Consider the following 19,627-nt stretch of genomic DNA (forward strand, 5'->3'; position numbering starts at 1 on the left):
CCCGCACGTTGCAATTAAAATGTTTTGCAACTATATTCGTTATGCTATTTGCGTTAAGGATAGTAGCGGCATCCTTTTTTTGTGCTTAGCCTATGAGTTTGTGGTTAAGATGCGCTATGATTTATAAACAAAGCAAGATGGGATACTTAAACAAGTTTAGCATAAGAAAGATATAGCGAATAGCCTGACCCCGATAGCCTTGGGTTTTTTAGCAAGGGCGGGGCAACGCCATAATTTTAAAACAGATTAATGCCAGACAGAAAACAGTTAAAGTACGATAAAGCGTATTTGAGAATGGCCCAAGAGTGGGGCAAGCTGTCGTACTGCAAGCGCAAGCAGGTTGGTGCGATTATTGTAAAGGATAGAATGATTATATCGGACGGGTACAACGGTACACCTTCCGGATTTGAAAACTTTTGTGAGGACGAAGAAGGTTATACCAAATGGTATGTGCTGCATGCCGAGGCCAATGCTATTACAAAAGTGGCATCGTCCACGCAATCCTGCAAAGGCGCCACGCTTTACATCACTTTGTCGCCATGCAAAGAGTGCAGTAAATTGATACACCAAGCCGGAATTGTAAAAGTGGTGTACCATCAAGCTTATAAAGATGATTCTGGGCTTAGGTTTCTTGAAAAGGCCGGCGTAGAACTTAAATTGATAGAGGATTTAGAAGATTAATGTTGTTTCAAAAAAAATACATGCCATTGGTTTTGGGCGTTGCTATTGCTGCGGGCATCTTTATTGGGGGAAAACTGGATTTTAACGATTCGCGCGATAAGCTGTTTTCAACCAATAGCAAAAAGGACAAGCTCAACCGATTAATCGATTATATTGAATACGATTACGTTGACGATATCAATACCGATAGTATTGTTGATGTTACCGTAAACGGTATTTTGGAAAATTTAGACCCGCATTCGGTGTATATTCCAAAGGAGGATATGCAGCGTGTGGCCGAAGAGATGAAAGGCGATTTTGTGGGTATTGGCGTGAGTTTTTATACCTACAGAGATACCATTGCTGTTATTCGGGCTATTGAAAATGGGCCAAGTGATAAGGTTGGCATTCAGGGTGGTGACCGGATTTTATTGGCAGATGGCGATACGCTATATGGAAACAAGTTGAACGATGGCGATATTATAAATAAACTAAAGGGCGAGATAAACTCTAAAGTGAAGTTAACGGTGTACCGGCGTGGTGAGCCAGAACTTTTGGTGTTTACCGTAAAGCGCGGAAAAATACCTATCAAAAGTGTTGATGCGGCTTATATGTTGACCGATAAGTTGGGGTATATAAAAGTTAATCGTTTTGCTGAATCAACCTATAAGGAATTTAAAGCGGGTCTGGATAAGCTGGAGGATTTGGGGTCCACTCAAATTGCCATAGACTTGAGAGGTAACCCCGGCGGATTCTTGAGTATAGCCGAAAAAATAGTCGATGAATTTTTGGAGGACGATAAATTAATCCTGTTCACAAAAAACAAACGTGGAGATATCGATAAAAGTTTTGCCACGAGCAAAGGCGATTTTGAAAACGGGAAAGTGTATGTGCTGATTGACGAAAACTCAGCTTCGGCCAGTGAAATTGTGGCGGGCGCTTTGCAGGATAACGATAAAGGCACTATTGTGGGCAGGCGTTCGTACGGAAAAGGTTTGGTGCAGCGCGAAATGGATTTGGGAGATGGCAGTGCCGTGCGATTAACCGTTTCGCGGTATTACACGCCAACAGGACGCTCCATTCAGCGTCCGTACGACCATGGTAACAAAGATTATTATGACGAGTATTTCGAACGTTTGGATAGTGGAGAATTGTTAGATCCCGAAAAAATTCAAGTGGACGATTCGTTAAAATTTACTACTCCTGCGGGAAAAGTGGTTTATGGTGGCGGTGGTATTATTCCAGATGTATTTGTGCCGCTCGATAAAAGCATGCAAAACGAAACACTTTCTTTTTTACTGCGCCGCGGGTTCTTCGGGAATTTTGTTTTTGAAGAGCTGGAACAGGATAGGCATAAGTACGATGGTATTTCGAGACAGGATTTTGTTGATGAATATGAAGTGGGCGACGATTTGGTGTTTGCCTTTCAGGATTATTTAAATCTGCGTTCCGATTCGAAAGTCACTTTTGTGGCCTATCACGATGAGGTAAAACAATACATAAAAGCGACTTTGGCCGACCAACTTTTTGGCAACGGTGCTTTTAATGAAGTGTACAACCAGCGTGACATTATGGTTGAAGAGGTGATAAAGCTTAGTGAGGAGAATAAATAAAGTTTGGCCTAATTTGGGCAACCGAAAATGATAGCATTTCTACATACATCAAAAAATCTTATTGAACGTTTTGAAAACTTAGTTAGAAAGTTTAATAAAGATATTGATATCAATCACTTTGTAAATGAGAACTTGTTGAAAAATGCCTTGGAAAATGATGAAACTGATAGTATTTCGTTTAAAAAAGAGGTTGATGAAATAAGAAAATACAAGCCTAATCTAGTAGTTTGTACCTGCTCTACTTACGGAGAATTATCAGAAGAAAACGGGGTTTTAAGAATTGATGAGCCAATAGTGCGGCACATAGTTGGGAATTATGGCAGGGTCGGGTTGGTTTATACGGCAAATTCAACAAAGACAGTAAGTGCAAATCTAATTGTAAAATTAGCTGCTGAACTCAATAAAAATGTAGAAATTATTTATTGCGATTGTTCTTCTTACTGGTCTCATTTCGAGAGCAAAGATTTGGTGGCGTATGAAAAGGGAATTGCTGAAAAAATAAAATCTATCGTCCCAAAAGTAGACGTTGTGTTTTTGGCTCAGGCTTCTATGGAAGGTGCTAAAACGTACTTGGATGATATTGGCATAGAGGTGTTCTCAAGTCCTGAATTCGGAATTCAAGAGTTTTTGTGGAAGGCAGATTTAGGGTATAAATAGCCTTGTTTTTTTTCGAATGCAAATCATGGAAAAATACTAGAGGTTATAGGAAAGAAATGATAAGGAGAGAATTTAAACCTCAATTTTATCATGCACTTTAGTGTGCTTTCCATTGTTCCAAAGTGTTAAAATATCAGTTGCAACATGCGAGCCGCTGCCCGAACAAATGGCAAACTGGCTGCGCCAACCGGCCAAAGACCCTGCTACATAAAGATTTTCTTCAATTAGATGGTCGGTGTTTTTAAGCCAAATACGGTCTTTTTCAATAGCGGCACGGGGGTGTGGGGCAACAAACTCTTCCAATCCTGTGATGTTCATTAAATTGGTGTAACCTACGGCAACCACAACTATTTTGGACTGGTACGTGTTTTTGTTGGTGATCACAGTGAAGTCGCCCGATGCTGTTTTGGAAATTCCCAATACTTTTTCTTTGTCAATTTGCTCAACATGTGGGTAGAGTTCATTAAGCTGGGCTATGCCATCGTTTAAAACAGAAGCACCGGTGGTGCCCGGTTTTAAACCGAGAACATTGTTGAACAGTGCGGTTTGCAAATGCGATGTTTTTTGGTGAATAACAATGCCAATGCGTTTATCTTTTGCGAATGATTTGTGCTGTGCAGAGCCTAAAACCAGAGCACACGACATGCCAGCGGCGCCTCCGCCTATAATTAGAACGTCGAACATATTATTTGCGTTTTTTAACTTGGTCTTCAATGCGCTTCGAGGTCCGTAAAATAGCCATCATCAAAATAACGCAAAGCCCAGCAACAATGGTGATTAACGCTACGGTGCTTTCGCCTTCAAACGGGGCGTTGAAATTGACTTTGGTTACATTGAAAATAATCAAGCCCAAGGCAATAACACTAAGAATTATGGATAGGATTTTCATAAGTTGGATTGTTTAAACAACATCAAAAAGAGCTTTAATGTTATGGGTGAACAATTTTACGGCGATGGCCAATAGCACTACACCAAACACTTTTCGGATGATGTTGATGCCATTTTGGCCAATAAGGCGTTCAATTTTTGCTGATGTTTTTAAAACTATAAAAATAATAATAACATTTATTATAACGGCAACAATAATGTTTTCGGTTCTAAATTCCGCCCTGAGCGAAAGTAATGTAGTCAAACTTCCGGGGCCCGCAATAAGTGGGAATGCCAACGGAAAAACCGCTGTGGTTTTAGAGTCGTGTTCTTCTTGTTTGTAAAGGGTGATGCCCAGAATCATTTCCAATGCAATAAAAAATAAGATGAAAGCACCGGCAACGGCAAACGAATTCACATCGATGCCAATAAGGTTCAGGATGCTTTTTCCTAAAAACAGGAAAACAATTAAAATAACTCCGGCTACTATGGATGCTTTTTCGCTATGAATATGGCCAGCTTTTTTTCGTAAATCGATAACAATGGGGATGTTGCCCACAATATCAATAACTGCAAAAAGGACCATAAATGCTGTAAAAATTTCTTTAAAATTAAGTTCCATAACGTGGCTTTTATTTTTGTGCAAAAGTATAGGATTATGCTAAATTTATATGCCGATAAACGCTAAAGTTTAGTTATTTTTGCACGCTCGAAGAATTATACGTTATGTTCCAGTTAGGTAAAACCATCGTTTCGGAAGATATTATTGAAAAAGACTTTTTGTGCAACCTATCGGCGTGCAAAGGGGCTTGTTGTGTTGATGGTGATGCCGGAGCGCCGCTCGATGCCGATGAGGTTAAGATTTTAAACGACATCTACCCGAAAGTAAAACCTTTTCTGCGAGCGGAAGGTATAGCCGCCATTGAAGCCCAGGGAACTTCCATTACAACCGAAGATGGCGATTTGGAAACACCGCTCATTAACGGAGCCGATTGTGCCTATGTGATTTTCGACGATAAAAATACTGCACTTTGTGGTATTGAAGAAGCCTATAACCAAGGTGAAGTCAAATGGAAAAAACCAGTGTCCTGCCATTTGTACCCGGTAAGAGTTCAAGATTATAGCGAATTTTCGGCTGTAAATTATCACAAATGGCAAATTTGCGACGATGCCTGTGCCCTTGGAAAAGAACTTCAAGTGCCTATCTACAAATTCGTAAAAGAAGCCCTCATAAGGAAATTTGGAGAGGACTGGTACGCCGAGTTGGAAAAGGTTGCCGAAACTTTTTAACAACCCGAAAAATAACTGTGCAAAACATGGTTTAAACCAGTGTTTTAGCGGTAAAATCATTAAATTTTTTTGTAAACTTTTCGAAAATCTAAAAAACATAAACTATTGATTGTTAGTTTGTTGGTTGTTTTTTGTTGTCAACTTTTTTGTTTTTTACGTTTTGCGCGTTGTTAAAAACTTGTTGAAAAGGTTTTTGGTTTCGTTCAAAAATGTATTGATCATTTTGCAATCTTTGTTGTACTCAATTCAGAGGTAAAATTCAATTTTTTTAGCTTGTTAATAAACTTGTTAAAAATGTGTTTTACGGTTGTCTAAAACATGTTTTACAATTTGCAAACTTTGTTGGAAGCCAGGTGTTAAAATATTTCAACAGGGAGTGATGCGTTTAGTGAATGTTTTAGAAGAAAAAAAGCAGTTTTTATTAAAGATTTAACCAAAACCAAATATAATGGAGATAACGCACATCATAAAACGAGACTACGAAACCACACCTTTCGTGTTGGAAAAAATCACGAACGCGATTGAAAAAGCCATGCTTTCTGTAGGGCACGGTACAAGAGAAGACGCCGAATCTATTTCGAGCAAAGTATTCGAATCACTTTTGGCTAGAAAAGCTGTTGATGCCAGATACGTGCCAACGGTGGAGCAGGTGCAGGATATTGTGGAGGATAAATTGATGGGAAGTGCGTTCCATGATGCTGCTAAGGCTTATATTCTTTATCGTGATGAGCAGGCCAGAAAGCGCCAGACCAATATTTTCGAAAAGCGTATCAACTTAAAACCTTACGAGTATCCTGATTTATACGAATACGTAAACGCCATTAGGCACTCGTACTGGATTCACAGTGAGTTTAACTTTACTAGCGATGTTCAGGATTTTAAAACTGGATTAACGCCAACCGAAAAATCAGTCATAAAAAATACTATGTTGGCCATTTCGCAAATCGAGGTGGCGGTAAAAACGTTTTGGGGCGATATCTATCAAAAAATGCCAAAGCCAGAAATTGGTTCGGTAGGGGCAACTTTTGCCGAAAGTGAGGTGCGCCATCATGATGCTTATTCGCATTTGTTGGAAATTTTGGGATTGAATGCAGAATTCAAAAGCTTGAAAAAGAAACCGGTAATTATGCGCCGTGTGCATTACTTGGAAACCGCGCTTAAAAATTCCAAAAGCGAAAATATACAGGATTATGCCGAGTCGGTATTATTGTTTTCTTTGTTCATTGAGCACGTATCGTTGTTTTCGCAGTTTTTAATCATCATGGCTTTCAACAAGCACAAAAATATGCTGAAAGGTATTTCGAATGTGGTTGAGGCGACTTCAAAAGAAGAGCAAATTCACGGTGATTTCGGGATAGATGTAATCAAAATCATCAAAAAGGAAAACCCAAAATGGTTTGGTGAAGAGTACGATGAGAAAATTCAAAAAATATGTAAAGAGGCCTTTAATGCCGAAAGCGATATTGTGGATTGGATTTTTGAGGATGGCGAATTGGATTTTCTTCCGAAGGATGTGGTTAATGAATTCATTAAAAACCGTTTCAACAATTCATTGGAAAGCATCGGCATAGGAAAAGTATTTGAAGTAGATGAAAAACTATTGGCTGAAACCGAATGGTTTGATGATGAAATAATTGGCACCAAGCACGGCGATTTCTTTGTGAAGCGCTCTATCAACTATAGTAAAAGAACAAAAAGTATAACCAGCGACGACTTATTCTAAACAAGACCGAATAATTAGCCTAACACTAACCCGATACAAGAATCTTAAAACATGAAAGTAAACACGCACCTCCAGGACGAAACTACCGAGCAACAATCAAACTACGACCAACTTTTAAATGCCAGAAAAGAGCAGATTAAAAGCGCAACCCGACAAGAATCGGAGCCAGAATTTAAATGGTTAACCGAAAACAGCCGTAAATTTTTGGAATCAGGTTATTTAACCGAAGGCACTACACCAGAAGGCCGAATTAGGGAAATTGCCGAGCGCGCGGAATCTATTTTGAAGATTGATGGTTATGCCGATAAATTTTACAAATATATGGCCGAAGGGTTTTTCTCGTTGGCTTCGCCAGTGTGGTCTAACTTTGGAAAAAAGCGCGGTCTTCCAATTAGCTGTTTCGGTTCGAATATTGCCGACGATATGGGGAATATTCTTTATACGCAATCTGAAGTGGGTATGATGTCTAAATTAGGAGGTGGTACTTCGGGGTATTTTGGAAACTTGAGACACAGAGGAGCGCCAGTAAAAAACAACGGAGTATCGTCTGGTGCGGTGCATATTATGCAGCTTTTTGAAAAAATGGTAGATGTGGTTAGCCAAGGTTCGGTGCGTAGAGGGCGTTTTTCACCGTATTTGCCTGTTGAGCATCCCGATATTAAAGAATTTTTGGAAATTGGTACGGAGGGGAATTCCATCCAGGAGCTTACCCATGGTGTAACGGTTACCGATAAATGGATGCAGGAAATGATTGATGGAGATGTGGAAAAGCGTTCCATTTGGGCTAAAGTGATCCAAAGAAGAGGTGAGATAGGTTATCCTTATATTTTCTTTAAAGACCATGCCAACAACCAAGCGGCTGATGTTTATCAAGATAAAAAACACCAGATTGTAGCGAGTAACCTATGTACGGAAATCATGTTGCCATCCAACGAAAACTGGTCGTTTGTATGCGTGTTGTCGTCTATCAACTTATTGCACTACGATAAGTGGAAAGATACCGATGCCGTTGAAACGATGGTGTATTTCTTGGATGCCGTAATCACCGAATTTGTTGAAAAGTTGGAAGAATTCAGAGATTCTGAGGATTTGGACGACAGACAAACATTTATGTTCATGGAGCGTGCCTATAATTTTGCAAAAGAAAACAGAGCATTAGGTTTGGGCGCCTTGGGCTGGCACTCGCTACTGCAATCTAAAATGTTGTCGTTTGATAGCGCTGAAGCCTTCAACTTGAACAGTGAAATCTTTAAATTGATTGAGGAGAAATCATATAAAGCTTCAGAAGAATTGGCCAAACTATACGGAGAACCAGAAGTATTGAAAGGTTATGGCAGACGTAACGCTACCTTGAATGCCATTGCACCAACAACGTCGTCAGCCTTTATTTTAGGGCAAGTATCGCAGGGTATCGAGCCTATTTGGTCTAATATTTACGTGAAGGATATTGCCAAGATTAAAACCACAATAAAGAACCCATATTTAGAGGCACTTTTAGAGGAAAAAGGTCAAAATACCGCAGAGGTATGGCGTAGTATCCGCGATTACGATGGGTCGGTTCAGCATTTAGATTTCTTAACGGAAGAGGAACGCGATGTGTTTAAAACCTATTCTGAAATTGACCAATTGACTATTGTATATCAAGCGGCAAACAGACAAAACCATATTGACCAAGGGCAGTCAGTTAACATTATTGTTCATCCAGATATGCCTGTAAAGGACATCAACAAGATATATGTTACTGCTTGGAAACTGGGGCTTAAATCGCTGTACTACCAACACAGTATGAATGCGGCACAAAAGTTTAAGCAGAAAAAGGAATGTGCTAGTTGCGAAGGCTAAACTTCCAATAGTACTCAAAATCGCTATAACAAAAAAGCACCCGAATTCGGGTGCTTTTTTTATTGCAATAATTTTTAGTCAATTATTTGTATTGACACAAATAAGAGGTTTGCCCAGAAACTTTAACCTGAAATTTTTCATTGGCTTCAATTTGGTAGGCCTCGCCAGCTTTGTATGTTTTCCACTCGGTTTCACCTGGCAATAGCACGGTCATTTCACCTTCTACAACATTCATGGTTTCGTGTTTAGAAGTACTGAATTCGTAAGTGCCAGCGTTCATTACCCCTAGGGTAGATTGCCCTGTTTTGCTGGTGTATCCTAAAGATTTAACGTTGCCGTCAAAATATTCGTTTGCTGAAATCATCATTTAAATTTTAAAATTTCTTCAAAAATACTAAACTCATCGTAGAACAAAGAATGATAGGCCATAATCTGATTTAATACCAAAAAAAATCTCCAAGAGTGAGGGCTCTTGGAGGTTTTATGTTGTTTCACATCTTTTTTAGAATGTTCAACGGATAGTTAAACTAATATTTAGTCTAATATATTTTCAGAAATAGCGGTGTCGTTTTCAGCCATCAAAGCAAAAAACTTATCGATATTTGGAAGGATTATAATTCTTGTTCTTCTGTTTTTTGCACGGTCTTCAGCGTTATCGTTACTCGCAATAGGCTGGTAGCTGCTTCTTCCCGAAGCGATTAATTTTTCAGGAGCTACGTTATATTCGTCTTGTAATTTACGTACAACAGAGGTGGCTCTTAATACGCTCAAATCCCAGTTGTCTGCGATGTTTACGGTGCTAATGGTTCTGGCATCGGTGTGACCTTCAACCATAACGTCTAAGCTAGGCTCGGAGTTGATAACGTCGGCTAATTTCTTTAAAACCTTATCGGCTTTAGAGCTTAATCTGTAGCTTGCCGTATTGAACAGCATGTTATCAGCAATAGAAATCATCACAACAGTTTCGTTAATATCTACGGCAAAGTCTTCGTCTTCATCAATGTTACTTGTTTTAATGGTTTTTTCAAGGTTGTATGCCACAGCCAAATTCATAGAGTCTTTTAAAGTTTTGGCTTGGCTAAGTTTTGCAGGATCAACATTTTTTAATGTTTTACGCATGCCCTCTTTAGTCTTGTTGGAAATTACTGTGCCGTTTTCTGCTGCTTCTAATTTGGAATCGCTCTCTTCTTTTAAAGACATGATTTTGCTGTTGTAGGCCTCAACGCGTTCCTGAATTTTATCGAATTTGGCTTCTAAGTCTTCTTTGGCTACTCTCGTTTTTTGCAGTTCGCTTTTAATTTCGCCATTTTCTTGTTGTAATGCCAAGTATTTTTTCTTTGATACGCACGATACGGTAAAAATGGCTATTAAAAGTAATACAGATATTTTCTTCATAATCATTAATAATATTGTTTCCCATATTTACGAGATTAAAGCCAATATAGATTACGAAGCCAGTCTTTTTTTGTTAAAAATCTGAAAGCCAATATAAAAAAAGCCACAACATGTATTGGCTATAAGCGCCATAACATGTTGTGACTTATTGTGTTTAACAGATGAAGGAAGCTTATTCTTCCTTCTCCAATTCTTTTAAAGTGCCATTCCCGGCAATAGACTCTACAATTTCAATGGTTGCAGGTTTTACCGAAGCATTATGAGAATTGTGATACTCTTCCAATAGATTCATAGTGGCAACCAATAAGTCTTTAGTTTCAGATAGCAATCCGAAGTACAGCGTAGTGTTTTTTGGGCTCGATTCTTCTTTTCTGGTGCGCTCTACCTGCTTTTGTATTTTTTCAGACAGAATTTGGAATAATTTGTCTTTAGAACTTAAAATGTCTCCGATTTTATCAAAAGAACGGGAATCGAAAACCGATTTGGTATCGTTGAACAATTTCTCAACAGATTCATCAACTTCTTTAAGTTCTTTAATTTGGTTGAATTTAAGTTTTTTGTGATTGTTATTTACGTGTTTGAAGCTTACTTTGGAAATGTACTCTAAAGATTGAGTCATGTCCTGTAGGTAGCCCAAAATATTGATGTAAAAATCACTGGCGCCCACACTCGATTCATCCAGATTTTTGATGAAATAGAATATGTTGTCTCTTAAACTATCAACTTCAAGCGATAATTTGTCGATTTGTTTTTTATTCTTTTTAAGTGAAGATAAGTCCTGTTTCGCCAATCCCTGTATGGCGTTCGAGTAAATTTTGTTACCTCGTTTTACCACATTAGCAATGTTGGCAGCACTTTCGTGGATAACACCTTGTACAGAACTGCTTTCGGTATTTTTAAGTCGGTCTTCACTTTTGCCTTCAACCGATTTTCTTTTATGTGCTAAAAAGTTTCTAACTAACAGCGCTACAGTAAGTAAAAGAAGGATAGGCGTCATTACATGAGGTTCCCAGTTGATTAAAAACACCACAATCCCAGAAGCGATAAAAGCCCCAAAGGCAGTACCAAACCAGCCGCCAATAACATTTAACACGCCAGCCACTCTATAAACGGCGCTCTCGGCACCCCAAGCCCTATCGGCCAACGATGTACCCATGGCTACCATAAAGGTTACGTAGGTAGTTGAAAGTGGTAATTTCATAGCCGTTGCAATAGATATTAATACACCAGCAACCATTAAGTTTACTGAAGCCCTAATCATATCGAATGCAGGAGCATCCATGCTTTGGTCCTTGGTTAATGTAGTGTTTGGTTTTTGGAAATTGGTGTCAATCTTTGCTTGCATGGATGCCGGGATGATAAATCTCAATCCATCCGAAATAGACGAGGTCGCTTTAACAATACTTCTTGAAAGCATGTTAGGCTTAAATTTTTCGTGTGTATCGCCTTGTCTTGATAAGCTAATTTCAGTTTCTGCAACGGTTTTTGCTTTTTTGGAAAACCAAAGTGTCGCCACCATTACGCCTCCAGAAATGAAAAGTAAAAAGGGCTCGGCTGGCATCTTTTTGCCCAAAATGCCCATAGCGAATTCAGAGGCACCTGTTCCAGAACCTACCCAAGCTTCGTAACTGTGGTATGCGGCCATGGGTACACCAATAAAGTTTACCAAGTCGTTCCCTGAAAAAGCCAATGCCAATCCAAACGTACCAACCGCAATAACGATGATTAAAATGCTCTTTTTAGCTATTTTTTGGAAAGCAAACGAGAGCAGGGTAAAGAGAACAAAACTGCCTAAAATGATATACATTTCATTGCCTTCAATCACTCCTTTTAAATTATCATAATAAGGTGTGCCCTTTAAGCCTTTCATAAAGATGAAATACAGTATGGCCGTTAATGCCACGCCACCGAAGAAAGCACCAAAGTTTTTGATTTTTTCTTCAAAATGAAAGGTGAAAATAAGTCGCGATACCCACTGAACCAAGGCGCCGATACTAAAAGCTATAACTACCGATAGTAATATACCACTTATAATTTCTATGGCTTTTTCGGTATTAATGTAATTGCCCAAATCGGCCAGGGTTTCAGAATCCGAAGCCGTGATTTTTATTGCAGCCATAATCACCGCAGCACCCAATAAATTGAATACGATGGATACTGTGGTTGAGGTGGGCAATCCAATAGTGTTAAAGAAATCGAGCAAGAGTATGTCTGTAATCATTACAGCCATAAAAATGAGCATGATTTCATGGAAGTTGAACATGGCCGGCACAAAAATACCTTTTCGGGCTACTTCCATAAGTCCGCTGGAAAAAACGGCTCCAATAAAAATACCCAAACTGGCCACAATCATAATGGTGCGCATGGAAATGGCTTTCGATCCAATGGCAGAATTAAGAAAGTTAATGGCGTCGTTACTTACTCCAACAACAAGATCAACTACAGCTAAAATAGCGATAGCTATAAGCATGTATAAGTAAATGTGTTCCATAGGTTTCAATTGTAAAAGGACTGCAAATATCATGACAATATATGGTTATTATGTTACGTAATTGTTATTTTAATTGGTTAAAAATGGATGTCGAATCCTAACCTGAACAAAATGTTATCTTTAGTTCTGTTAACGGTTGTATAACTTAAATCGGATTGTACTTTTAGTTTGTGCCCAACTATAAATTTGTTCACGCCAAAAGTGTATTGTTTGGTTGGCAAAGTATTGGTAACAGACTTGTAATTCAAAGTGGTGAAACGCCCAACAAACTCATAATTGCATTTAAGTAAGTATCCCGCTTGTAAATTCAGGGCATTACCCACCAAAACGATATCGCCCGTTTCGGAGTTGTCTGCATTTACGGCAACAGGGTTATCGGCTGTACGGTTGGCATATTCGCCCATAAATGAAAATCTGTTGTACTTAAACATGGCATCGGCAAAAAAGGTGGTGATGTCGGTTTCGTAAAGCGAACCATCATCCCTGAACATGTAATTGCCTAAAACGCTTCGGGTTTTTACGGCATCCTGATTGAGGTCGTAAGTGAAGCCCAGCATTAGTTTAGGGCTGGCTTCCCGCTTTAAATCAGAACCTGTGTAATCTCCTTTAGATTGAAACGTTCCAAAAGGTAAAAGTTCAAGCCGGGCTGTGTATTGCAAACCGCCTTGGTTGCCTTCCGTAATATTGCGTCCTTCCCCTTGCGATACTGCGATTTTTTCACGCATTAAGAAATTGCCGCCTAATTTTGATTTATGTCGCAATTGTATGCCCATATCGCGGTCTAGGGTAAAACGCCTGTTTAATAATGATCGGTTGATTAACTGTAGGTTGCCAGACGAAATTACACGCTCTACGTTGCCGGGAAGTTTGGTTTGTCCGGCCCAAAGTTCGAGGTTTTTGGCAAAGTTCCACATAATAACGGCGTCTAAAATATAACGCGGTGCGTTACGGGTAAACTGGTTTGCTCCAGAAATGTCTCTGTTAGAAAGTCCCAACTCCAATTTGTACCTTAGTTTAGGGCTATAGGCAAAACCATCGAATTTTAATCGGGCACGACGGACTGAAAAATCATATTCGGGGCTACCATAGTTATTGCCGTTATAATTCCATTGGGAATTGTAGCGAACCTGAAAACGGGGAGCGAATTTTATACTGAAAGAACTATCTTTTGCAACAAAATTGATTAATCCTTTTCCAAAAGAAGTCTCACTGATTTCTTGAGAATGTGCAGCTAGTACTAGGCCAAACGCTAGCGCGATGGCAAATTTAATTTTCATTGTACGTATTAGTTTTTGTCGCTGCAAAGAACCAATCCTAATGTTATCTAAATGTTACCAAACGATTAACATTAAAACAATAAAAAGACTGCCTTGGCCAAAGGCAGTCTCATTAGAAATCATGATAATGTAGTCGACAAAAACTAATAGATTATATGAAATACTAATTAAATTGTCTCAAGACTGTGCAAATATCAAGGTTTAAGTTCATTGTAATGTAACGCAAATATTAATTTAATATTAATAATGATGTTTTTTTAAATATTCAATTCATTGAAAAACAAATGATTACAAGTTTAATGTTAATTTAATGTTATGTAAATGTTGTTTAAATGTTATCAATTTTGTAACTTTGATTTAATAATGTTAAAAACCCCATAATTATGAAGAAGTTTATTTTATGTTTTGCCTTTTTAATTACTGTGGTTTCTTTTGCTCAAAAAGAACAAAAGAGAGATTTAAAGTTTAACAAAGACACCAATTTAATTGAAGTAACTTACTATCATGACAATGGAGTGGTGAGCCAAACCGGTTTTTACACTACAGATGGTAAACTTCAAGGGGAGTGGTTAAGCTTTAGCGCAGAAGGCAAAAAAACAGTTTCTGGTAATTATGATAATGGTAAAAAAGTCGGCAAGTGGTTTTATTACACTAATGAAACCGTAAAAGAAGTAGATTACAATGAAAATGTAATCGCTAGTTTGAAGGAAACAGACGTTAAGGACGATAAAGGCCTATAAAAACTAAGCAAACTACAAATAGAAAAAGCATCCCATTTGGGATGCTTTTTTTATTTCATCTTAACCTTGAAAAGTGTTGGTTACTAGTTAAGCATGGTAACTACAAAACTTTGTCCGGCCCAAGTAAAGGCTGATACGTCTGCACCAACGCCAGCTTTAAAACTTATGGTGTTGTTGGCGGTAATTGTAATACCATCAGTGATTGATGTTACTGATCCTGTAATGTCTCCTCCTACATTATCGTCACCAACGTTTCCTTGAGCAACAGCATTAGTAATTGTTAAAGTACCGTTGCCTTTGTCGTCTTTTGTGTCTATCCTGTTTCCAAAAGAAGCATTGCCGTATGCCGCGAACAATATGTTACTGATTACGGCTTGTGTGCCACGTCTAATTTCAGCACCACCTTTTAAAGGTATATCTGGGTTAAGGTTTAAAATGGTAACATTTTTTAAGGTAGGTGTTGATATAGGGGCAGCAGTAGGGTCAGAACTGTTGCTGTCTCCTTCAATACCTCGTGGGTCATCAGTGGCAGCATCAAAGCCATCGTTACGAACACCAAAAGCGTTTGTAATTGTACCAGTATAACCTTCTGTCCAGTCGAACATATCGTCTGCAATGTTAGCACAGTAAACATTGGTTACATTTACGCTGCCTCCAAAAAATTCAATGCCATCGTCATTTCCGTCGCTTACAACAATGTTATTTACAATAGTGCCATTTCCAACACCAAAGAAAGATATACCATTAAACTCTTGTTCGCCATTAATTTTAGCGCCAGTATATTGAGCGATTACGTAGCTTAGCTCGCCAGAGCTGTCTGTGTCTTCATTGCCACCATAAAGTAATCCGGCAACCTCAGATTGAACGTCAGTTCCTTTATTACTTTTTGCTTTACCAGCTAGCACAATACCACCCCAATCTCCTGCTTTTGGAGATGCAGCATCAGAGGTGAATCTAATAGGGTTGGCTGCTGTACCTTTGGCAATTAATTTCGCTCCTCTTTCAACAGCTAAAAACACATCGGTTCTTCCGCTTTTTGCCTTAATTACTGTACCAGGCTCTATGGTTAAGGTAGCTCCTTCTTTTACAGTTAAAGAACTGGTTAAGTTGTATTCTACAGAAGCTAATAATGTGGCATCTTCAGTAATCTCTCCTTTTAATTCATTTCCAGTAATCGGGCCACCGCCGTTTCCTGGGTCAATAGTTCTGTTGTCATCATCACTTGAGCAAGAAAAAATAGAGATAGCAACGGCTACTATTAATAAGTTTTTTAATGTTTTCATTTTGTTTTTTTTAATTTTAAATTCTTGTTTTTATTGTTCTGCAAAAAAAGAAATTAGATTTAAACTTAGTTTGAAGCCAATATTAGTATTAGGTTAAGAAAATTTACTTATGTTAACTTAATGTTTATAGTCTTGTGGGTTTCTTTTTGTTGACTGTCAATATTGTGTTCTTTGTTACAAATCATAAGAGATGCCAACTGAAAAGGAGGTGCCTCTTTTGTAGGTATTCATTGTTAGTTTTTCCGGGATATCCCTGTATCTGTCAAAGCTAGGGTTCAATATGTTTTTTACATTAAATTTTGCTCCTAAATTCTTGTTGAATTTGTGGCTAAATACAAAGTCTAAAAGCGGAACTCCTTTTTCAATAATGTTTTCCTTAAAGTTTGTGCCAATACTGTACACTTTGTCGCTTTGGTAGTTGAATACTAAAGTTGAAACGGTTTCTTTATCGTTTAACTCAAATCTGTATGAAACATCTGCGTTAACAGTAAAGGGAGCAGCGCCTTCTAATTGAGAGCTATCTCCGGTGTAGTTGAACAAGGTGTTGGCTGTGTTAAACTCCAGTTTGGTGCTCATCAAAGTAGCGTTACCTCCAAGGGAAAGGGTTTGGGATTTTTCACTATCTGTATCTTCGATAGAGATAATATCCAGTTTGCCTTCTAATTCCAATCCAAAAACAGTAGCGTCACCAGAATTGTCAAAGGTGAAGTCTCTTTCGATTGCAGAGTTTCTTTCTAATCGGTTAATGGAGTTTTGAATTAATTTCCCGAAAACACCTATGGAAAAAAGCTCACTCTTGTTTGGGAACAACTCGAATTTAAGTTCGCCGTTATAGTTGTCTGACGGCATCAAAGCTGGGTTACCACTTTCTTGATAGTTGATGCCTTCGTAAGTAAATGGGGCAATTTCCTTAAACTGAGGGTAAGTGTACGTTACGCTACCAGAGGCTCTTAAGTTGATTTTGTCGTTAAGCTGATATTTCAGGTTAAGAGTAGGTAAAACGTATTGTTTGTCCAAAGTAATCTGGCTGTTGTTTGTGAACCCAGGGAAACTAATGTTGGTGTCCCATTCTACGTCCATTTTTACATCTTCTGCACGTACGCCAAAATTGGCAGTAAGCTTTTCGTTGAATTTATAAACCGCATCAATATAAACGGCATGTGTAGTTTTTTTGGCATCGTATAATTGCGGAAGATAAGTTTCGGCATCGTCGCTGTTCCTACCTCTTGATGTCTCTATGCCAAATACACCATTGTCCAAATTGGTTTGGTTGAATGTGGCGTCTAAGTTTTCTACATCTACAAACGTATTCCTTGGGTTAGAGAAGTTATGGTCAAAGTAAATACCGTCAAATTTTCTATCGGTAATATTCCCATTATATCCCAATGTAATTTTGCCTTTATTTTCAAAACGGTCGCCAAGGTATTTCACAATATTTAAGTTTCCTGCGATACTATTTTCAAATAAGTTGCCGTAAAACCTACTGTTGTCCCTAACCGCATTTTGGGAAATTCTGGTTCTGTTGGTGTCGTTATTTATAATTAAAGTGTTTTTTCTTCTATCCGGTTCGTCATTATAAATGGCATTATAACTTACTGAGGCGTTGGCGTCAAAAGACTCTCCTAGTTTGTGTTCTGATAATAACTGGTTAACGAAAAGCTTATTTTGAACTTCAGTTTGCAATATTACGTTCACTAATCTATTGTCTTCAGCATCTCTACCAATGTCATTTGTTGTTCCAACAAAATCTTCAATTTTTTGGGTGTTGGAGTGTACAAATAAATGGTTGTAGCTCAGTTTGTGGCTGTTATTGATTTTGTAAACCAAATTGCCCATTAACATCTTGGAGGCATTGTAATCATAAGTTTTTGTATCAAAAATAGACCCCACATTTAATGAGCCATCTTCATTAATATCAACTATGGCATCAGATTGCCCTTCACGATAAGCATATTTATTATCAAAAGACCCCACAAGGAATATGCTAATGTTGCTTTCGTCAGATAATGTTATTTTTTTTCCGTAGTTCAATGAAACGCCCAATGTTGGATTGGCTTTGCCTGAATTAGGGGAATAGCTGTTGTCAAAATTGTAATTAGACAAACTTCGTATTTTGTGTTGGGTGTTGCTATTAACCCCAAACCAATTGGCACCATCCATTTCCTTAAAATCCTTAAACGTAGTTTGGGTGTTTGCTCCTGATGAAAGGCTGACTTTGAATAATGATTTGTCGGTAGTTTCTTTGCTAACAATGTCAATGCTTGCACCCGATACATCTGAAGACATGTATGAAGAAAACGCCTTGCCGATGCCTACGCTTTCAATAATATCTGAGCTGAATAGTGATAGGTCGACATTTTTGTTTCTTGGATCATTAGAAGGTAACGGTAAACCGTTAAGCGTAGTAGAATTGTAGCGGTCACCTAAACCACGAACATAAATTTTACTCGATCCTTCTTGTTTGTTAACGCCGGTAACTTTTAGTGTTGCATCGGCAGCATCTGATACCGCTTTTTTGCTAAGCTCTTGTGCACCTATGGCTGTTTTTATTTGTACCGCTTTTTTCTGCTCCAACAACAGGGCAGTTTCACTTTCACGTTTGGTAGTTGTGGTAATTACCACCTCGTCCAACGAAGCGGCACTTGCGCCCATGGGCACATTCACTTCGGTTACTTTTCCGGCCACTACGGTAACGGCAAGTTCTTGGGTTTCGTAACCCACAAAACTATATATTAAAGTGTAGTCGCCAGCATCTAAATTTTCAAGGGCGTATAATCCGTCAAAATCAGAAGTGGTTCCTTTTGTAGTACCTTTTATCAACACATTGGCAAAGGCCAAAGGCTCATTGTTATATTCTTTGTCGGTTAGTTTACCAACCACAGAACCAGTATTTTGTCCGTAAAAAACCGATGCTGTAATTAGCGCTAAAAATAGAGTGAATTTTTTCATATTTCTTAGTTTTTATCTTGTGCAAATAACGATACACTATGTGAACGGGGTGTTACCTATGGGTTAAACAATGGTAATAGAAGTGTTATGTAAACGTTATGCTTAACTGGGTTTTTAGAGAAAATAGTTACATTAATTTAATGTTGGAAATGATGTGTTTTGACTTTTGAATTTTAAAAAGGAGGGGTAAGATTGGAAATAGCTTTTCTTGAAAATCATGAGAGATAGATTGGGGATGAAATCTAAAATCGAAGTAAGGTTAGGTCGTGGAATTCAAATGGAGCTTAAAATCAATTCTTCGAAAAAAGAAAAGTTTTTTCAGATGGAAAATAACTCCAACGAAGTCTAAGTCTGGAAAATAAAGAATGTGTTGACTGTCGGAAACATGGTTGTTACTGATCCGAAGTGTTTTTTGAACTTTGCCCGGCGTTTGCCATGGCCATAGCTAAAGCGATATCGTCCATAGAAACGTTGCTAGCTTCCAAAGTGAGTTTCAATTCTACTGGGTTAAAGCCATCAACATGAACATCAACTTCTTGAGGTTCGTAACCTACAAAACTGCAAACCAAAGTGTAATCGCCGGCTTTCAAGTTTTCAATAACAAACATGCCGGTTTGGTCGGTGCTGGCTTTTACCTCGGTATCTTTAATGCTGATGTCAGCCAAAACCAAAGGCGCATTTTCAACTTCATTGTCTAAAACCTTTCCAACAATAAGCCCAGTCTTTTGGCTAAAGGAAAGTGTGCTGAAAAGTATAGCGGCAATGACAATAATATGCTTCATGTTTATTAATGTGTAAATAAGTGGCAAAATAAGCGAAACATTATAAATCTAATGTTAC

18 protein-coding genes are annotated in these 19,627 nt (G+C 38.4%); 8 read left to right on the forward strand and 10 right to left on the reverse strand.

Annotated elements, in window-relative coordinates:
- Positions 1-249 precede the first annotated feature (249 nt).
- The 3 genes from ABI125_03675 to ABI125_03685 are packed head-to-tail and all read left to right on the forward strand — an operon-like array spanning position 250 to position 2,930.
- A complete protein-coding gene (locus ABI125_03675) occupies positions 250-681 on the forward strand; it encodes a dCMP deaminase family protein (GenBank protein ID XCF06965.1) in 432 nt (143 codons plus the stop codon).
- On the forward strand, positions 681-2,273 hold the full coding sequence (locus ABI125_03680; GenBank protein ID XCF06966.1) for a S41 family peptidase: 1,593 nt from the start codon (positions 681-683) through the stop codon (positions 2,271-2,273). Before ABI125_03675 ends, ABI125_03680 begins: the two co-directional genes overlap by 1 nt.
- Positions 2,274-2,300: 27 nt before the next feature.
- Positions 2,301-2,930, forward strand: coding sequence for a hypothetical protein (locus ABI125_03685; GenBank protein ID XCF06967.1), 630 nt, complete (start codon positions 2,301-2,303; stop codon positions 2,928-2,930).
- Between the two features lie 72 nt (positions 2,931-3,002).
- Here the strand turns inward: ABI125_03685 and ABI125_03690 are convergent, their stop codons facing one another.
- Genes ABI125_03690 through ABI125_03700 form a run of 3 tightly spaced genes read right to left on the reverse strand, consistent with a single transcriptional unit; the run spans position 3,003 to position 4,419 of the window.
- The gene (locus ABI125_03690; protein XCF06968.1) at positions 3,003-3,614 is read right to left on the reverse strand and encodes an FAD-dependent oxidoreductase; all 612 of its coding nucleotides are present in this window, start codon (positions 3,612-3,614) and stop codon (positions 3,003-3,005) included.
- Between the two features lies 1 nt (position 3,615).
- On the reverse strand, positions 3,616-3,819 hold the full coding sequence (locus ABI125_03695; protein ID XCF06969.1) for a hypothetical protein: 204 nt from the start codon (positions 3,817-3,819) through the stop codon (positions 3,616-3,618).
- Positions 3,820-3,831: 12 nt separating this feature from the next.
- Positions 3,832-4,419, reverse strand: coding sequence for a MarC family protein (locus ABI125_03700; GenBank protein XCF06970.1), 588 nt, complete (start codon positions 4,417-4,419; stop codon positions 3,832-3,834).
- A 104-nt stretch (positions 4,420-4,523) separates the two neighbouring features.
- Between ABI125_03700 and ABI125_03705 the strand changes: the two genes are divergently transcribed.
- The 3 genes from ABI125_03705 (at position 4,524) to ABI125_03715 (ending at position 8,652) form a co-directional block, all read left to right on the forward strand.
- Positions 4,524-5,087, forward strand: a complete 564-nt coding sequence (locus ABI125_03705; protein ID XCF06971.1) for a DUF3109 family protein — start codon at positions 4,524-4,526, stop codon at positions 5,085-5,087.
- Positions 5,088-5,535: 448 nt separating this feature from the next.
- The gene (locus ABI125_03710; GenBank protein XCF06972.1) at positions 5,536-6,810 is read left to right on the forward strand and encodes a ribonucleotide-diphosphate reductase subunit beta; all 1,275 of its coding nucleotides are present in this window, start codon (positions 5,536-5,538) and stop codon (positions 6,808-6,810) included.
- 51 nt (positions 6,811-6,861) lie between these two features.
- A complete protein-coding gene (locus tag ABI125_03715) occupies positions 6,862-8,652 on the forward strand; it encodes a ribonucleoside-diphosphate reductase subunit alpha (GenBank protein XCF06973.1) in 1,791 nt (596 codons plus the stop codon).
- Between the two features lie 82 nt (positions 8,653-8,734).
- Here the strand turns inward: ABI125_03715 and ABI125_03720 are convergent, their stop codons facing one another.
- From ABI125_03720 to ABI125_03735, 4 genes are all read right to left on the reverse strand, one after another.
- Positions 8,735-9,016: a pyrimidine/purine nucleoside phosphorylase gene (locus ABI125_03720; GenBank protein ID XCF07871.1), complete on the reverse strand. Its 282-nt coding sequence runs from the start codon at positions 9,014-9,016 to the stop codon at positions 8,735-8,737.
- 170 nt (positions 9,017-9,186) lie between these two features.
- Positions 9,187-10,047, reverse strand: coding sequence for an OmpA family protein (locus ABI125_03725; protein ID XCF06974.1), 861 nt, complete (start codon positions 10,045-10,047; stop codon positions 9,187-9,189).
- 172 nt (positions 10,048-10,219) lie between these two features.
- Positions 10,220-12,538 (reverse strand): inorganic phosphate transporter, encoded by a 2,319-nt coding sequence (locus ABI125_03730; protein XCF06975.1) that lies wholly within the window; start codon positions 12,536-12,538, stop codon positions 10,220-10,222.
- A gap of 77 nt (positions 12,539-12,615) precedes the next feature.
- Positions 12,616-13,815, reverse strand: a complete 1,200-nt coding sequence (locus tag ABI125_03735) for a porin (GenBank protein XCF06976.1) — start codon at positions 13,813-13,815, stop codon at positions 12,616-12,618.
- A gap of 383 nt (positions 13,816-14,198) precedes the next feature.
- Here ABI125_03735 and ABI125_03740 point away from each other — a divergent pair, with 383 nt between their 5' ends.
- Positions 14,199-14,555: a nicotinic acid mononucleotide adenyltransferase gene (locus tag ABI125_03740; protein XCF06977.1), complete on the forward strand. Its 357-nt coding sequence runs from the start codon at positions 14,199-14,201 to the stop codon at positions 14,553-14,555.
- 83 nt (positions 14,556-14,638) lie between these two features.
- Here ABI125_03740 and ABI125_03745 read toward each other — a convergent pair whose 3' ends face one another.
- Both ABI125_03745 and ABI125_03750 read right to left on the reverse strand, forming a co-directional pair.
- Positions 14,639-15,838: a hypothetical protein gene (locus ABI125_03745; GenBank protein XCF06978.1), complete on the reverse strand. Its 1,200-nt coding sequence runs from the start codon at positions 15,836-15,838 to the stop codon at positions 14,639-14,641.
- 174 nt (positions 15,839-16,012) lie between these two features.
- Positions 16,013-18,787 (reverse strand): TonB-dependent receptor, encoded by a 2,775-nt coding sequence (locus tag ABI125_03750; GenBank protein ID XCF06979.1) that lies wholly within the window; start codon positions 18,785-18,787, stop codon positions 16,013-16,015.
- Between the two features lie 217 nt (positions 18,788-19,004).
- On the opposite strand from ABI125_03750, the gene ABI125_03755 reads away from it, so the two are divergent.
- Entirely contained in the window at positions 19,005-19,136 is a 132-nt protein-coding gene (locus tag ABI125_03755; protein XCF06980.1) for a hypothetical protein, read from the forward strand.
- Between the two features lie 43 nt (positions 19,137-19,179).
- On the opposite strand, the gene ABI125_03760 is transcribed toward ABI125_03755, so the two are convergent.
- Positions 19,180-19,569 carry a carboxypeptidase-like regulatory domain-containing protein gene (locus ABI125_03760; protein XCF06981.1) on the reverse strand — a complete coding sequence of 130 codons (390 nt, stop codon included), beginning with the start codon at positions 19,567-19,569 and terminating at the stop codon, positions 19,180-19,182.
- Between the last annotated feature and the right edge of the window lie 58 nt (positions 19,570-19,627).

Origin of the sequence: Tamlana crocina (assembly GCA_040429635.1) — a bacterium.
GTDB lineage: Bacteria > Bacteroidota > Bacteroidia > Flavobacteriales > Flavobacteriaceae > Flavisericum > Flavisericum crocinum.

Excerpts from the sequence above, each read along its gene's own strand:
- ABI125_03695 (XCF06969.1), bottom strand. The coding sequence starts at position 3,819 with ATGAAAATCCTATCCATAATTCTTAGTGTTATTGCCTTGGGCTTGATT.
- ABI125_03675 (XCF06965.1), top strand. The coding sequence starts at position 250 with ATGCCAGACAGAAAACAGTTAAAGTACGATAAAGCGTATTTGAGAATG.
- ABI125_03725 (XCF06974.1), bottom strand. The coding sequence starts at position 10,047 with ATGAAGAAAATATCTGTATTACTTTTAATAGCCATTTTTACCGTATCG.
- ABI125_03715 (XCF06973.1), top strand. The coding sequence starts at position 6,862 with ATGAAAGTAAACACGCACCTCCAGGACGAAACTACCGAGCAACAATCA.
- ABI125_03710 (XCF06972.1), top strand. The coding sequence starts at position 5,536 with ATGGAGATAACGCACATCATAAAACGAGACTACGAAACCACACCTTTC.
- ABI125_03745 (XCF06978.1), bottom strand. The coding sequence starts at position 15,838 with ATGAAAACATTAAAAAACTTATTAATAGTAGCCGTTGCTATCTCTATT.
- ABI125_03730 (XCF06975.1), bottom strand. The coding sequence starts at position 12,538 with ATGGAACACATTTACTTATACATGCTTATAGCTATCGCTATTTTAGCT.
- ABI125_03760 (XCF06981.1), bottom strand. The coding sequence starts at position 19,569 with ATGAAGCATATTATTGTCATTGCCGCTATACTTTTCAGCACACTTTCC.
- ABI125_03735 (XCF06976.1), bottom strand. The coding sequence starts at position 13,815 with ATGAAAATTAAATTTGCCATCGCGCTAGCGTTTGGCCTAGTACTAGCT.
- ABI125_03700 (XCF06970.1), bottom strand. The coding sequence starts at position 4,419 with ATGGAACTTAATTTTAAAGAAATTTTTACAGCATTTATGGTCCTTTTT.
- ABI125_03685 (XCF06967.1), top strand. The coding sequence starts at position 2,301 with ATGATAGCATTTCTACATACATCAAAAAATCTTATTGAACGTTTTGAA.
- ABI125_03750 (XCF06979.1), bottom strand. The coding sequence starts at position 18,787 with ATGAAAAAATTCACTCTATTTTTAGCGCTAATTACAGCATCGGTTTTT.
- ABI125_03705 (XCF06971.1), top strand. The coding sequence starts at position 4,524 with ATGTTCCAGTTAGGTAAAACCATCGTTTCGGAAGATATTATTGAAAAA.
- ABI125_03690 (XCF06968.1), bottom strand. The coding sequence starts at position 3,614 with ATGTTCGACGTTCTAATTATAGGCGGAGGCGCCGCTGGCATGTCGTGT.
- ABI125_03720 (XCF07871.1), bottom strand. The coding sequence starts at position 9,016 with ATGATTTCAGCAAACGAATATTTTGACGGCAACGTTAAATCTTTAGGA.
- ABI125_03740 (XCF06977.1), top strand. The coding sequence starts at position 14,199 with ATGAAGAAGTTTATTTTATGTTTTGCCTTTTTAATTACTGTGGTTTCT.
- ABI125_03680 (XCF06966.1), top strand. The coding sequence starts at position 681 with ATGTTGTTTCAAAAAAAATACATGCCATTGGTTTTGGGCGTTGCTATT.
- ABI125_03755 (XCF06980.1), top strand. The coding sequence starts at position 19,005 with ATGAGAGATAGATTGGGGATGAAATCTAAAATCGAAGTAAGGTTAGGT.